This window comes from Streptomyces kronopolitis, from assembly GCF_050953795.1.
Taxonomy (GTDB): domain Bacteria; phylum Actinomycetota; class Actinomycetes; order Streptomycetales; family Streptomycetaceae; genus Streptomyces; species Streptomyces kronopolitis_A.
In genome coordinates this window covers 6,623,850-6,637,890 of record NZ_CP191850.1, presented here as the reverse complement: position 1 = coordinate 6,637,890, position 14,041 = coordinate 6,623,850, and the positions used below count along the sequence as shown (strand labels likewise).

Annotated in this window: 13 protein-coding genes and 2 pseudogenes; 6 read left to right on the top strand and 9 right to left on the bottom strand. The window is 74.2% G+C overall.

Annotated elements, in window-relative coordinates; all coding sequences use genetic code 11:
* Positions 1 to 34: 34 nt before the first annotated feature.
* Positions 35 to 979 carry a YihY/virulence factor BrkB family protein gene (locus ACQP17_RS29305; protein WP_433858970.1) on the top strand — a complete coding sequence of 315 codons (945 nt, stop codon included), beginning with the start codon at positions 35 to 37 and terminating at the stop codon, positions 977 to 979.
* Positions 980 to 991: 12 nt separating this feature from the next.
* Here the strand turns inward: ACQP17_RS29305 and ACQP17_RS29300 are convergent, their stop codons facing one another.
* Positions 992 to 1,303, bottom strand: a complete 312-nt coding sequence (locus tag ACQP17_RS29300; protein ID WP_433858969.1) for a 4a-hydroxytetrahydrobiopterin dehydratase — start codon at positions 1,301 to 1,303, stop codon at positions 992 to 994.
* Positions 1,304 to 1,619: 316 nt separating this feature from the next.
* Entirely contained in the window at positions 1,620 to 2,225 is a 606-nt protein-coding gene (locus tag ACQP17_RS29295; RefSeq protein WP_433858968.1) for a GrpB family protein, read from the bottom strand.
* Between the two features lie 272 nt (positions 2,226 to 2,497).
* Between ACQP17_RS29295 and ACQP17_RS29290 the strand changes: the two genes are divergently transcribed.
* A complete protein-coding gene (locus ACQP17_RS29290; RefSeq protein ID WP_433858967.1) occupies positions 2,498 to 2,968 on the top strand; it encodes an SseB family protein in 471 nt (156 codons plus the stop codon).
* Here the strand turns inward: ACQP17_RS29290 and ACQP17_RS29285 are convergent.
* Together ACQP17_RS29285 and ACQP17_RS29280 are read right to left on the bottom strand one after the other, a co-directional pair.
* A complete protein-coding gene (locus ACQP17_RS29285; protein ID WP_433858966.1) occupies positions 2,895 to 3,170 on the bottom strand; it encodes a DUF6308 family protein in 276 nt (91 codons plus the stop codon). The two genes, ACQP17_RS29290 and ACQP17_RS29285, sit on opposite strands and share 74 nt — an antisense overlap.
* 91 nt (positions 3,171 to 3,261) lie before the next feature.
* Positions 3,262 to 3,555, bottom strand: a pseudogene (locus ACQP17_RS29280) (DUF6308 family protein); the annotation flags it as partial.
* A gap of 155 nt (positions 3,556 to 3,710) precedes the next feature.
* Between ACQP17_RS29280 and ACQP17_RS29275 the strand changes: the two are divergent.
* Positions 3,711 to 4,832: a fatty acid desaturase family protein gene (locus ACQP17_RS29275; RefSeq protein WP_433858965.1), complete on the top strand. Its 1,122-nt coding sequence runs from the start codon at positions 3,711 to 3,713 to the stop codon at positions 4,830 to 4,832.
* Here the strand turns inward: ACQP17_RS29275 and ACQP17_RS29270 are convergent.
* A pseudogene (locus ACQP17_RS29270) lies at positions 4,717 to 6,117 on the bottom strand (amino acid permease); the annotation flags it as partial. The gene ACQP17_RS29275 and the pseudogene ACQP17_RS29270 sit on opposite strands and share 116 nt — an antisense overlap.
* An 85-nt stretch (positions 6,118 to 6,202) precedes the next feature.
* The gene (locus ACQP17_RS29265; RefSeq protein ID WP_433858964.1) at positions 6,203 to 8,335 is read right to left on the bottom strand and encodes a phage holin family protein; all 2,133 of its coding nucleotides are present in this window, start codon (positions 8,333 to 8,335) and stop codon (positions 6,203 to 6,205) included.
* Between the two features lie 191 nt (positions 8,336 to 8,526).
* Here ACQP17_RS29265 and ACQP17_RS29260 point away from each other — a divergent pair, with 191 nt between their 5' ends.
* Together ACQP17_RS29260 and ACQP17_RS29255 are read left to right on the top strand one after the other, a co-directional pair.
* Positions 8,527 to 9,309, top strand: a complete 783-nt coding sequence (locus tag ACQP17_RS29260; protein WP_433858963.1) for an MBL fold metallo-hydrolase — start codon at positions 8,527 to 8,529, stop codon at positions 9,307 to 9,309.
* On the top strand, positions 9,306 to 9,947 hold the full coding sequence (locus ACQP17_RS29255) for a DedA family protein (protein ID WP_433858962.1): 642 nt from the start codon (positions 9,306 to 9,308) through the stop codon (positions 9,945 to 9,947). The genes ACQP17_RS29260 and ACQP17_RS29255 overlap by 4 nt, the downstream gene beginning before the upstream one ends.
* 79 nt (positions 9,948 to 10,026) lie before the next feature.
* Here ACQP17_RS29255 and ACQP17_RS29250 read toward each other — a convergent pair whose 3' ends face one another.
* The 3 genes from ACQP17_RS29250 to ACQP17_RS29240 all read right to left on the bottom strand — a co-directional run bounded on the left by ACQP17_RS29250 (position 10,027) and on the right by ACQP17_RS29240 (position 12,406).
* Complete coding sequence (locus ACQP17_RS29250; protein WP_433858961.1) at positions 10,027 to 10,449, bottom strand: hypothetical protein; 423 nt, start codon at positions 10,447 to 10,449, stop codon at positions 10,027 to 10,029.
* 168 nt (positions 10,450 to 10,617) lie between these two features.
* Positions 10,618 to 11,832: an aminotransferase class I/II-fold pyridoxal phosphate-dependent enzyme gene (locus ACQP17_RS29245; protein ID WP_433858960.1), complete on the bottom strand. Its 1,215-nt coding sequence runs from the start codon at positions 11,830 to 11,832 to the stop codon at positions 10,618 to 10,620.
* Positions 11,833 to 11,953: 121 nt separating this feature from the next.
* Positions 11,954 to 12,406 carry a GNAT family N-acetyltransferase gene (locus ACQP17_RS29240; RefSeq protein ID WP_433858959.1) on the bottom strand — a complete coding sequence of 151 codons (453 nt, stop codon included), beginning with the start codon at positions 12,404 to 12,406 and terminating at the stop codon, positions 11,954 to 11,956.
* Between the two features lie 116 nt (positions 12,407 to 12,522).
* On the opposite strand from ACQP17_RS29240, the gene ACQP17_RS29235 reads away from it, so the two are divergent.
* A complete protein-coding gene (locus ACQP17_RS29235; protein WP_433858958.1) occupies positions 12,523 to 14,004 on the top strand; it encodes a bifunctional phosphatase PAP2/diacylglycerol kinase family protein in 1,482 nt (493 codons plus the stop codon).
* The last annotated feature ends 37 nt before the right edge of the window (positions 14,005 to 14,041 follow it).

The following is a 14,041-nucleotide window of genomic DNA, read 5'->3' as shown; positions in this document are numbered from 1 at the left end:
TGCAGGACGGATCGACGGAGAGGACGGAGACGACATGGGCGGGAGCAGTATGCGCCGCGGGATGGACCGGACGCTGCTGGACCGTGCGCTCGGGGCGGCGGGACCCAGGCAGCCGGCCGCGCTGCCGACCTGGGGCCAGTGCCGGACCGCGCTGCGCCATACGCCGCTGTCCGTGTGGCACGACGACGTGACGGACTGGGCGGCGAGCCTGACGTACTACTCGGTGCTGGCGCTGCTGCCGTCGCTGATCGTGACGGTGTCGCTGATCGGTCTCGCCGATCCGGCGGCCACCGAGCAGCTCATCAACCAGATCAGCTCGATCGCCCCGGCCCAGTCGGGCCCGACCGTGCACCGTGCGCTGCTGAGCATGGCGCATCAGAGCACCGCCGTGTGGGTGGTGGTCGGCGGCGCCATGGTCAGCGCCCTGTGGTCGTCCTGCAGCTATCTGGCGGTGTTCCGCCGGGCGCTGCACGCCATGCACCGCACCCGGGACGACCGGCCGCCGTGGCGCAAGGCGCCGCGCATCCTCATGACGGCGCTGCTGCTGATGGCGCTGCTGATCAGCAGCGCGGTGGCGCTGCTGGTGAGCGGGCCGATCGCGACCGCCCTGGGCCGCACGATCGGGCTCGGCGAGGCGGGCGAGGCGACCTGGAACCTGCTGAAGTGGCCGCTGCTGCTGATGCTGGCCACGGTGCTGGCGATGGTGCTGTTCCGGTCCGGGCCACCCAGTTCCCGCGGGGTGCGGCGCGCGGCGCCCGGCGGGGTGGTCGCCGTGCTGCTGTGGCTGGTCTCCTCGGCCGCCTTCGCCCTCTACACCTCGTACGTGGGCACCTTCAACCGGCTCTACGGCTCGCTCGCCGGGCCGGTGGTCTTCCTGATCTGGCTGTGGTTCTCCCATCTGTCCCTGCTGTCCGGCGCGCAGTTCAACGTGGAACTGGCGCGGGCCGGGCGGGTGGTGCGCCCGCGCTCCGGCAGCTGACCCGCCCCCGCCTCACCGCACGCCGTGCACCGCCGCGATCTCCTCGATACGGCGGGCGAGCCCGAAGTCGAGGTGGGTGATCCGCCCCCCGGCGCTGTGCGTGTTCACCGCCACGCCGAGCTGGTTGTAGCCGAGGGTCAGCTCGGCGTGATGCCCCAACTCCTCCTGGATCTGCGCGATGTGGATGACCATGGCAGCCGCCGGGAAGTGCCCGTGGAACCGGTAGCCGCGACACAGCAGGTCCCCCTCGACGGTCCATCCGGGCAGCTCCGCGAGGCGCTCCTCGATGTCCTTGTCGCTGAGCGGTTCCAGCTGAGCGTTCATGTGCGCCGCCTCTCGCCGTGAGCCGTCCGCGGGTGCGCCGGCTCCGCTGTGTGTCCGTGCCGGCCGGGCCGCGCTGCTGACCGGCGGGCGTCAGGCTTCCAGCGTGGCACGCCCGCAACCGCGCCGCGCCCCTTCGGCACGGTGGTGGACCACCGACCCCGCCATGACGACTGCTGCGGCATTCACGCCGAAGACACCACCGGGTGTGGGCACACTGCTGCGCGAGTGGCGCAACCGCCGCCGGACGGGGGCGATTACTCGGAAGGTAATGGCGGGAGGCCGGGCGAAGGACTGCCGCCAGGTCATGGCCGGGGGGTCAGACTCGGGTGTGCGAGCCGGCGTGAGGCGTCCAACCCGTCTCGCCGGCCCAGGTCTCGGCGACCGTGCTGACCAGATCGACGACAGGGTCCTTGACGTCGGAATAGACACCGACCTCGTCGACGGCATCCGCGAGGGTGCGCTTGAAGCAGGCATAGGCCGGAACCGCCTCGGGGTGCGACCGGAACCAGTCACGGAAGAGCAGGGCCAGGCGCTCGTTGGGCGCGCCCAGGATGCGAACGTGCAGGTTGACGTCCTCGCCCGAGTGCCCGCGCCGCGACCACAGTCTCTTCGCCCAGCCCTCCGGGGCATCGTCGCAGCCGGCGGGGACGTGATCGTGCCGGTGGACGGACCGATGGAAACCCCGGTCGGTCAAGGGCTGCTCGAAGGCGTGCTCGGCCTCCAGGAGATCATCGACGCCGGCCTGGAGATCAATGACCGGCTTGGCCGCCATGCCGGGGATCGCCGTGCTGCCGATGTGCTCGACGTGCAGCGCGAGGGGGGCGAGCACGGAGCGCAGTTCCTCGGCGAGAGCGAACCCTCGCGCCTGCCAGGAAGGGTCATGGTCGACCACGAGCGGAGCGAGCGAGGTGTCCTTGGTCATCTGATCAAGTGTAGGGACAACGCCCAGTCCGGTCCCGAAGATCCCGAGCCGCCCCCTTCCGACGGCCGACGCGCACCCACGCAGGCGACCGTCGTGCTCCCCACCAGCGCCCTCACCGGGAACGTTGCGGAGAGCGTGGGGCCGCCTAGCCTGGGGGGAGGGGCGTGTGTGCCCCGGGTCTGTGCCGCTGGGCGGCGTCCGGCGGTGGCTGTGGCCCCGTCCGGCCCGTGTCGCGCGGGTGCCGGTGAGCAAGGCCGACGAGAGGACACCCCATGAGCAACTCCAGCCCCGACGACCACGGGCCCCCGGCGGAGGACGCCGCGGAAGGCCCGTCCGCGCAGGAGGCGGAGGAGACCCAGGCCGCCCTGATCGAGCTGGCGACCAGCGTGGCGCTGCTGCCGCAGTCGCCGCCGGCCGAGGGCGAGGAGGAGCGCCCCGAGGGCACCATCTCCCTGCCGGTGATCGAACAGGAAGGGAACCGCTACGTCCCCGTCTTCACCACCGAGGACGCACTCGTGGCTGCCGGGGGCGATCCCGGTGCCGCACTCCGCCTGCCCGTCGTGGAACTGGCCGCGAACTGGCCGGCGGACGACCTGTGGCTGGCGGTCAACCCGTCCACCGAACAGGGCCTCGTCCTCCCCCCGGACCTGGTGCGCGCACTCCCCGTCTTCAACCGCCGCAACGGCGAGGACGGCGACGGAGGGGGTGCGGCGGGGCCGCTGGATGGAAACCCGGCTGGATGAACTCGGGGGCGAGGAGGGAAGTTCCGGGCCTACGGGGGTCGCCCCTTGAGAGGTCTTGGTAGCCGGCTCCCTTGCCATGCATCCACGCTGTCACGTCCAGGACCCGCAGCACGCTGATGTCTCTTCCGATCCCCGCCAGGTCCCGGAGTTCTTCGAGGTGGGACACGAGTGCCCTTTTGCCGCCGCGGAGTTCGGTGCGCATGTCGGACCAGAAGGTCAGGTCTGCTGCCGGGCGGGCGAATGGCGGACAGCAGGAGGGTGAAGTGGTGGGGGGCGTGGGGGGCCAGGACCTGGAGGGCCGCGCGTGCGGGGAGGGTGACGCTCAGTGTGGCGACGGCGAGGACGTCCTCGGCGGTGAAGTGGTTCCGCACCTCACGGCGGTCACCGCCTCCACCGAGGCGTTCGAAGTGTGAGCCGGTGTATGCGGGTGCCCCGTCGGGGTGGGTGGACCAGTAGCGTCGCAGCAGGTCAGCGGCGTACTCGCGGTCCCACAGCGCGGACGGGATCTTCAGGGTCACGGGCCCTCCCGGCGGCTGACTGGACTGCTTCTCCGCATTGGGCACAGGGGGCCGGGCGCAGACGGTCATCGTGGCACGGCGGAGTTCCGTCTCTGTGCGGATTGCGGCATCTCGTGAGTGACGCCGAGGGGTGGAGTCACCACCCCCGCCCTCCAGCTGTCCCCCGCCTCCCCCGGGTGTGCACCGGCTGTCGTGGGGCGGGCTCGGTTACGAGACTCGGGCGTATGACGACGACGCGAGTTGAGGGTCTTGAAAGAGGCAAGGGCGTTCCGCTGCCGGAGGGGGCGGGCTCCGGGAGTGACTTTGCGCGGTTGGCGCGGCGGGTGGCGGCGGCAGGGCTGTTGAGGCGGCGGCCGGGGTATTACGCCGCACGACTGTCCTTGGTGGGTGCCGCGTTCGCCTGCGGGTGGGGGGCGTTCTTCGTGGTCGGGGACAGTTGGTGGCAGTTGGCGGTGGCGCTGTTCCTGGCCCTGGTGTCCGGGCAGGTGGCGCTGGTCACCCACGACGTGGCCCATATGCAGGTGTTCCGCGGGCGGCGGGCGAGCGGGGTCGGCGGGCGGCTGTGCGGCAACCTCGGGGTGGGGATGTCGTACGGGTGGTGGATGCACAAGCACACCCGGCATCACGCGAATCCCAATCATGAGGAGCTGGATCCGGATGTGGCGCCGGACATCCTGCTGTGGTCACGGGAGCAGGCGCGGGCCGCCACGGGACTGCCCCGGTTCCTCGGCCGCTATCAGGCGCAGCTGTTCTTCCCGCTGCTCACGCTGGAGGGGTTCAATCTGCGGGTGGCGAGCATCCGGGCGCTGCGGTCCCCCACGATGAAGCACTGGGGAAGCGAGGCGGCGCTGTTGCTGGCGCATGTGGTGCTCTATCTGAGCGCGCTGTTCCTGGTGCTGTCCCCCGGCAAGGCGCTGGCCTTCCTGCTCCTCCACCAGGCCGCCTTCGGCGTGTATCTGGGCTGTACGTTCGCGCCGAACCACAAGGGGATGCCGACGCTGACCGGGGACGCCCGGCCGGACTTCCTGCGGCGGCAGGTGCTGACCTCACGCAATGTCCGGGGCGGGCGGCTGACCGATGCACTGCTCGGTGGGCTCAACTACCAGATCGAGCACCATCTCTTCCCGGGCATGCCGACGCCGCATCTGCGCCGGGCGCAGGTGATCGTGCGGGCGTACTGCTCCGAGATCGGCGTCCCGTACCACGAGACGGGGCTGCTCAGGTCGTACGCGGAAGCGCTGCGTCAGCTGCGGCAAGTGGGGGAACCTCTGCGGGGTGCCCGGCAGGAGCGCCCGGTGTCGCGGCGCGGTGCTCCTCCTGGCGGGTCGTGCGGCGGGCGGCCATGACGGCGTAGACGAGGATGCCGGCGAAGAGGAACAGCACGCCCTGGTAGATCGCGGCGTAGCCGGCGCCGGCGACGAGCCAGAAGGTGAAGGCGAAGGCCGTGAGGGCGAGGGTGAGGTCGCGGGCGAAGCGGGCCGGGCGGACCTTGTCGCGGCGGCCGGTGAGCAGGAAGTAGACCTGGGCGCCGGCGGCGAGCAGGTAGGGCACGGTCGCCGAGAAGGTGGTGATCAGGACCAGGATCTCGAAGACGCCGCCGGAGCCGGTCAGGTAGTTGAGCACCGTCAGGGCGCTGGCGAGCACCGCGGCGGCCAGCACGCCGAAGGTCGGCACACCGCGCCGCTTGGTCAGGAACGGGGCGGGGAACAGCCCGTCCTTGGCGGCGGCGTACGGGGACTGGGCGCTCATCAGGGTCCAGCCGTTGAGGGCACCGATGATCGAGACGACCGCGGCGAGGGCGACGACGGTGCCGCCCCAGTGGCCGCCGAACATCGCGTCGACCGCGTCGGAGAACGGCGCCTTGGACGCCACCAGCTTGTCGTGGGCGACGGTGCCGAAGACGGCGACGGTGCCCAGGAGGTAGACGACGGCGGAGCCGACGGTGCCGAGGACGGTGGCCCGGCCGACGTTCCGCTCCGGGTCGCGGACCTCGCCCGCGCTCATCGCGGCGGACTCCACGCCCACGTACGAGTAAAGGAGGATCGCGGCGGCCGCGGACATCCCGCCGAGCGTGCTGCCGCCGCCCTCGTGGAAGGCGCCGAGGTTGTGCGGGTCGAAGAAGAACAGCCCGACGACCGCGATGAACAGCAGCGGGACGAACTTCAGGACCGTGGAGACCATCTGGACCAGGCCGACGTAGCGGGTGCCGGCGAAGTTGGCGAGGGCCGGCAGCCACAGGGCGATCAGCGCGACCGCGAGGTCGGTGTCCTTCGAGGGGTGGCCGGGCAGCAGGACGTGGACGTAGCCGACGGCGGCGACCGCGAGGGCCGCGTTGCTGACCCAGGTCATGGTCCAGTACGACCAGGCGGAGAGGAAGCCGGCGAAGTCGCCGAACGCCTCGCGCGCGTAGACGTAGGGGCCGCCGGTGTCCGGGTGGCGCTCGGCGAGCCGGCCGAAGACCAGGGCGAGGGCGACGGCGCCGACGGTCAGGACGCCGAAGGCGACCAGGCTGACGGTGCCGAACGGGGCCACCGACGCCGGCAGCAGAAAGATGCCACCGCCGATGATGTTGCCCATCACCAGGCAGGTGGCGGTTCCCAGACCGAAGCGGCGGGTGTGCCGGTCGTTCATGTCGTGGCGGGCCTCTCGTCGTGCGCTGTGCACCCGGGGTCACCGGGCGGCGTTCATCGTCCGCGATCGGTGGCGCCCGCCAAAATCAGCGGTCTTTGTCCCGCGGGGGCCCTCCCGGCGGTGAAAAATCTTCGGGCCCGGGCGCCTCGGACCGCAGGTCGTCCACGGCCGGTCCCAGGGGCAGCTGCGGGCCGTCGGCCTCCGCCAGCCAGCGGCGCAGCACCTGGTGGACCTGTTCCGCGCCGGTCAGCGGCCCGCCGTCGGGAACGGGCGGGCTCAACTCGGCGGGCCACAGCAGGAAGGGACGGCTCTGGGCACCGCCCAGCCCGCCGTGGGAGCCGATCTGTTCCTCGAAGGCGTGCACCTCGCCGGTCGCCGTGTCACAGGCGGAGTTGATCATGAGGTCGGCGGTGTGCGGGAAGCGATCGGTGCGGCGTACGGCGTCCGCGGCGCCGGCCCCGAACGGGGCGAGGGGGTCGGCCCCGAGGACGTGTCCGGTGGCGAGGTGGTGCTCGGCGCCGGCCGGGCCGAGCACCACGGGGCCGTGCGTGGCGGAGCGCACCAGGACGAAGCCGATACCGGGGTGGTTGGCGAGGGTGGCCAGCAGGGCGGGGTGGCGGCGGTCGAGTTCCTCGCGGGTGATCCGGCCGGGCACGTCGGGGAACGACACCAGGCCGAGGTTTCCCGACGCCAGCACGACCGGGTGGGAGGACCCCGGCTCCGGGCGTTCCGCGGGGCCCGGCCCGTCCGCCTCCTCGGGGCGGTGCAGCGCGGCCCGCGCCGCCTCCCTGGCCTCGGCGCCGCTCGGGCTGCGCCCCGCGCGCCGTGGCACCGGCAGCCCGCACCCGGCGCGCACCAGGTTCTGCAGGCTCAGCCCGTAGCGCTCCAGGAACGTCGGGCCGTGGCTCTGGCCGTGGTCGGAGAGCAGCACGATGCGGTACGGGCGCGGGGCGTGCCCGGCGGCCCGGGCGATCAGTGCGAGGGCCCGGTCGAGGCCGCGCAGCACCTGGAGCGCGTCGCGGTGGGCGGGCCCGGAGTGGTGGGCCACCTCGTCGTAGGCGACGAGGTCGGCGTAGACGGCGGTGCGGCCGGCGAGCATGTCGCCGATGACCGCGGCGACCACCACATCGCGTTCGACGACGGTGGCGAAGGCCCGGATGACGGGGTAGAGGCCGCCCCGCTTGACCCGCGGCAGCTCCCGGCGGAAACGGGTGCGCAGTGACTGGACGATCTCCCGGACGACCTCGGCGACGAAGGAGACGGCGGTGCGGGTGGCGTTGGCCGGGTCGGAGAAGTAGGCGAAGTAGCCGGCGCGGGAGCGGTTGTACCGGCCGCGGCGGGCCGCCACCGACATCACCAGGGCGACCTGGTCGGCGCCGCCGCTGAAGAGGTTGCCGCGGCTGGCGCCGTCGTAGGCGAGCAGCCCGCCGTCGCCGGTGCGCGCGATGGCACGGCGCTGGAGGGCGGCGGCGCTGCTGGGCCGGTTGCTGACGACGAGGGTGCGGGTCTCCTTCTCGTACCAGCGGAAGGCCGGCACGTCCTCGTTGCTGCCGTGCAGGAGGGCGAGCTGGCTGGCGCCGGTCTGGCTGGACCAGTCGGTACGCCAGGGGGTGAGGCGGTGGCTGTCCTCCCGCCAGCGGGCCACGGTCGGCATCAGCGGCCGCTCCCCTGCGGTGGCCTCGCACAGCAGGTCGTGGCCGAGCCCGTCGAGCTGGAGGAAGACGGTGCCGGGGGTGGCCGGGCGGTGGGCGGCGCGCCCGTGGCGGCGCCCGGCGAGGCGGACGAGCCGGCGGTGGTAGGCCTCGTCGTTGCGCACGGCGAGGAAGGCGGAGGTGGCCGAGGAGGCCGCGGACATCACGGCCGCGACGATCACTGCCGTCTGGGGTGCGGCCTGTCCGCGGCCCTCGGGGATCAGATCGAGGGCGAGCAGCAGCAGCGAGCCGTTGAGGAAGAAGACCAGCAGGCCGAGGACGAGCGCCGGCACCAGCAGCAGGGCCCGGACCAGCAGCGGCCACACCACGGCGCCGAGCAGGCCGAACACCCCGGCGCCCAGGGCCGCGGTGACGGCGGTGCGGGTGAAGCTGTCGCCGTTGGCCGACTGGAGCCGGAAGTCGGGCAGCAGGGCTGCGAGGACGAGCAGGGTGACGCTGGAGACCAGCCAGACCGCGAGCACCCGGAAGAGGGCGCCGCTGAGGGATTTCCACCGTGGAATCCGCACGCCGTCCCGCCTCACCCTGTGGCCCGCGCCGGCCGCGCGGGCGTGCCGACCAGCCTGGCACACCCGGCCACGCCCGGTCCCGCACCCGTCGGTTCCGTCCCCGGCACCCGCTTTTGCGGCCGGATGGTGGACGATCGGAAGCGGCGCACCCGAGGGCGGGTGGTGCGGCGAGTCGGGACGGGAGGTGCGCGGTGTCGGTCAAGGTCACCTGGTGGGGGCATGCCACCGTGACGGTCGAGGACTCCGGGGTGCGGGTGCTGACGGATCCGCTGTTCGTGCGTCGGCTGGCGCATCTGCGGCGCCGGCGGGGCGCGCTGCCGCCGCCGGAGGCCGCGCGGGCCGATCTCGTCCTGGTCTCCCATCTGCACGCCGACCATCTGCACCCCGCCTCGCTGGCCCGTCTCGCGCCGGGGACCCGGCTGGTGGTGCCGCGCGGGGCGACGGCGGCGGTGCCGGGGCTGCGCCGGGTGGCGGCGGCCCGGGCGCTGCGGATCACCGAGCTGCGGGCGGGCGAGGAGTGCCGGGCGGGCGCGGTGACGGTGCGGGCGGTACCGGCGGCGCACGACGGGCGGCGGTTGCCCTGCGGGCCGCACCGGGTGCCGGCGCTGGGCTATGTCGTGCAGGGCGCGGCCCGCACGTACTTCGCGGGCGACACCGGGCTGTTCGAGGAGATGGCGGACGCGGTCGGCCCGTGCGAGGTGGCGCTGCTGCCGGTGGGCGGCTGGGGGCCGTTCCTCGGGCACGGGCATCTCGACGCGCGGCGGGCGGCGCAGGCGGCGGCGCGGCTGGCCCCGTGCAGCGCGGTCCCGGTGCACTACGGCACGTACTGGCCGATCGGCATGGACGCGGTGCGGCCGCACGAATTCCATGCGCCGGGCCAGGAGTTCGCACGGCAGATGGCGACGGTGGCGCCGGGCGTCACCGTGCACCGGCTCGGGCACGGCGAGTCGGTCCGGCCGAGGGTCGAGCGATGACGCCGCTGGCTGCGCTCGCGCAGAGCGTGCCGCCGGAGTCGACGCAGCAGGCGGTCGGGTATCCGTCGCTGTTCCTGCTGGTGGTGCTCGGGTCGCTGGTGCCCGTGGTGCCGACGGGGGCGCTGGTCAGCTCGGCGGCGGTGGTGGCCTTCCACCACTCCTCGCCGTTCGCCCTGCTGCTGGTGTTCGCGGTGGCGTCGCTGGCCGCGTTCCTCGGCGATGTCGGCCTGTACTGGCTCGGCCGGCGCGGCACCACCTCGCCGGGCGGCTCGCGCTGGCTGGCGCGGCTGCGGGCCCGTGCCGCGCCGGAGCGGCTGGCGCGGGCGCAGGCCGGGCTGCGGGAGCACGGGGTGTTGGTGCTGGTGCTGTCGCGGCTGGTGCCGGCCGGGCGGATCCCGGTCATGCTGGCGTGTCTGCTCTCCGCGATGCCGCTGCGGCGGTTCGTCCGCGGTGACATCCCGGCGTGCCTGGCCTGGGCGGCGGCGTACCAGCTCATCGGGCTGCTGAGCGGCTCGCTGTTCGGCGAGCCGTGGCAGGGCGTGCTGCTGGCGATCGCCCTGACGCTGCTGATCAGCGCGGCACCGGCGCTGAGGCGGCGTCTTTGGCGGAACGGGACGGACGGCGGCTCCCCGCTCTGAGGCCGCCGGACGCTTCGGGCACGGCGACGGTGGAGCCGTCCGTCCGGTGGTGGCTCCGCTGTCGTGGTCGGGTGGGCTGTTATGCGTGGGCGCTGATGATGCCGCTGGTGCTGAGGACGAGGTAGATGCCGTTGGCGTCGAGGCCGGCGTCGTGCTGGTGGGTCTCCAGGGTGGCGGCGACGCCGTCGTGGCCGATGATCTGCGCGCGGTAGCGCAGCTCGCCGAGCTTGGTGACCTCGGCCGTGCTCACACCGTCCGCCAGACGCCGGCTACGGACGGCCGACGACGCCTTGGCACCGCCGGCGGCCGGCGCACCGCCCGACCGCCCACCCGACTGCCGGCCGGTGGCACCCGCCTCGGTGTCGTTCTTGGCGTCGTTCTTGGCGTCGGCCTTGGCGCCGGAGCAGGCGGTCAGGCTGAGGGCGGCGGCCGCGGTCAGCGCCGCGGCGGCCACGCGCAGAGTGCGGCGACGGGCGGTGCGGGCGGTGGTGTGGGCGCGCATGTCGGGTCCCCCGGGGTCAGGCGGTGTCGCTTCTCGGTACGTCACCACTCTGTTCGGGCCCGCTATCGCGAGGCTGCCGCTCCGCCAACACCCCGCTAACGGGTGCGAGGTGGCCGCGGGCCGCACCCGCAGGCCGCGCTCGTTCCGTCGCGGACCGGGCGGCGACGGTCAGCCGTCCGGGGCGGAAGTGAGGCCGGTCAGCGCGCGGGACAGCGCCGTCAACGCCTCGGTGACATGCGCGAGTTCCAGCGGATCGGGTGCGTCCAGGGTGCGTTGCCGCAGGTCCCGGTCGTCGCCGAGCAGGGCCTCGGCGCCCAGACGGACCCGCAGGGCACCGGGGGCGTCGCCGAAACGGTGCCCGCCGCGCGCCCGCCACGGCGTCAGTTCCCGTTCCAGCGCGCGGGATTCCACGATGCCGCGGGCGGCCAGCGGGCGGCGCAGGGGTTCGAGGTCGGCGTAGAGATGGCTGCCGGAGTGCGGCGGGCGGCAGACCGCTCCGGCCGCGGTGACGAGGTGGTGCAGCGCCGCGGCGAGCACCCCGTACACCCGGGCGACGGTGGCCGTCCTTGCGCGCAGCGCGTCGGGTTCGCCGAGGGCGTGGGTGACGGCGCAGCCGACCGGCCCCGGCAGCGGGGCCCCGACCGCGCCGAGCGCATCCAGGGCGGCGGCCCGCAGGACGGTGCCCCGGTCGGTGTCGGGGAAGCGGGCGAGCGCGGCGGGCCAGGAGGCCGGCACCAGTGTGGCGCGCAGGTCGGTGAGGACGACGACCGCGCCGGGCAGCATCTCGGCGGGGCTGAGCAGCACGGTGTCGTGCGGATCGTGCAGCAGATCGCGGCGGGTCTCGTCGCTGATGATCCACAGGCCCTCCTCCGCCGCCGCCTCACAGACCTCGTGGAGCTGCTCGGGGGCGGGGCAGGTACCGGTCGGATCGTCGGCGACGGACAGCACCAGCACGCGCGGGGAGTCACCGTGCATACGGGCCCGGCGCACGGTCTCCAGCAGCGCGAACGGGTCGGGCACCCCGCCCGACTCGGCCGGTGCGGGCGCGAGGTGCACCGGCCGTCCGAGCAGCCGGGCGGGCGGCGCGTACCACTCGGCGCAGGGCCGCGGCAGCACCACCGCGCCGTCGGCCGCGGCGTACAGCGCGAGCAGCAGGGCGGGCCCGCCGGGCGCGGCGAGGACCCGGTCGGGGGCGGTGGGCAGGCCGCGGCGTGCCCAGTAGCCGCAGGCGGCGGCGCGCAGGGGTGCGGCGCCGCCCGGGGGGTCGGCCTCGGTGCGGTCGGCGGCCGCGGAGAGGTGGGCGACGAGGTCCGGGAGGACGGGCAGGCCCACCGGTGGGTCCGGTTCCGGTTCCGGCCGCGGATCCGGGGCGGTCCGCTGCATCCCTGCCTCCACTCCGCGACGGCGGGTCGATCGTGGGCCCGTCACCCGACGGGCGGCGCGTCCACCTTGGCAGATCACGGGGGTGGCGGCGGGGCGACACGGCAGCGGGGAGGACCGGCGTTCAGGAGGGGGGCGTGTCCCGTGCCGGGGCCGCGTAGTGGTGCACCCACACCACCTCGCCCGCTCCCCATTCCTGCCGCTCGGTGCGGTGGCGGAGCCAGCCCAGCCGCTCGTAGAGGGCGACGGCCGCGGTGTCGGTGGTCTTCACCTCCAGTACGGGCCGCAGCCCGCGGGCGGTCGCCGCGGCCGCGGCGGTGTGCAGCAGGCGCCGGCCGAGACCCGCGCCGCGGGCGGCGGGGGCGACGTAGAGCCGGCTGATCTCCGGCCCGCACAGCGCGGCATGACCGACGATGCCGCCGTCCGCCTCGGCGACCCAGGCGGCGCTCAGTCCGTCGGGGGTCAGCCAGCGCGTGGGGTTGTCCGGCCAGTGGTGCGGGTAGCCGCTGTGGGTGTGCACGGCGGCCAGGACGGCCGCGCAGGCGCCGAGGTCGGTGTCGTGCCGTGGCCTGATCATCCGGGCATGGAACCACGATCCGTGCAGGCCGGGAAGCCCGCGGGGCCGCCGTGACGTCGTGGGCACATGCCCCGGGTCCGTGCCTGTTCTGCCCGCTTCGGGGTACAAGGTGGCCCATGCGATCGCTCCTGAGCCACCTCGACCGCCGGACCTTCGACCTGATTGCCACGCGCGACTGGCCGGGCGCCCAGCGGGTGCTGCCCCGGCTGACCCGAAGCGCCAACCACGGGCTGCTGTGGCTGGGACTGGCGGCGGGCGCGGCCGCGCTGGGCGGGAGACCGGTGCGCCGGGCCGCGCTGCGCGGCGTGGCCTCGCTGGCGGTGGCGTCGGCGACGGTGAACACCCTCGGCAAGGGCTCCGTGCGGCGGGCCCGCCCGATGCTGGACACGGTGCCGGTCATACGGCAGTTGCAGCGCCAGCCGGTCACCTCCTCCTTCCCCTCCGGGCACGCGGCCTCGGCGGTGGCGTTCGCGACCGGTGTCGCCTTCGAGAACAAGTGGTGGGGGCTGGCGCTGGCGCCGGTCGCCGCCTCGGTCGCGTTCTCCCGCGTCTATACGGGCGTGCACTATCCGGGTGATGTGCTGGCGGGGGCCGCGCTGGGGGCGGGGGCGGCGTTCGCGGTCCGCGGTCTCGCACCGACCCGCGCCCAGCTCGCGCCGCCCGCCAGACCGCGTGCGGAGGCCCCGGCGCTGCCGGCCGGCCGCGGACTGGTCGTGGTGGCCAACCGGAGTTCGGGCCAGCGCGGCGGCCCGGTGCCCGACCGCGCCGCCGAGGTGCACGGTGTGCTGCCGGAGGCCGAGGTCATCGAGTGCGGCGGGGAGGACGGGGAGCCTCTGGACAAGGCCCTGGAGGACGCCGCCGAGCGGGCCCTCGCGCTCGGCGGGGCGCTGGGGGTGGTCGGCGGCGACGGCACCGTCAACGCGGCGGCGGCGGTCGCGGCACGGCACGGGCTGCCGCTCGCGGTGCTGCCCGGCGGCACCCTGAACCACTTCGCCTACGACCTGGGGATCGAGACCTACGCGGAGGCGGCGCGCGCGGTGGAGAGCGGTGAGGCCGTGGCGGTGGACGTGGCGCGCTTCCGGGCCGGGCCGCATCTGGAGGGGCACCAGTTCCTCAACACCTTCTCCATCGGCGCCTATCCGGAGCTGGTGCGGATCCGCGAGCGGTGGGCGGGCCGGATCGGCGCCTGGCCGGCCGGGATCCTGGCGGCGTGGGAGGTGCTGCGCACGGCCGAGCCGCTGTCCCTGCGGATCAACGGGGAGCGGCGGGCGGTGTGGCTGCTGTTCGTCGGCAACTGCCAGTACCGGGGGCTGGGGTTCGCGCCGGTGCGGCGGCACGATCTGGCGGACGGGGTGCTCGACGTCCGGGTGGTGCACGGTGGCCGGCTGGCCCGTACCCGGCTGCTCGTCGCGGCGCTGATGGGGACCCCGAGCAGCTCTCCGGTGCTCGGTGAGGCGCGTCTGTCGCGGCTGCAGATCAGTGAGATCCCGCAGAACACCCGGCTGGCCTTCGACGGTGAAGTGGCGCCCGCGTCGAGTGAGTTGACGCTGGAGAAGCAGAACGAGGCGCTGCGGGTCTACCGACTGCTGCCCGAATGATGAGATGGCACTCTCGCGATGCGAGATGGCGGCGTAC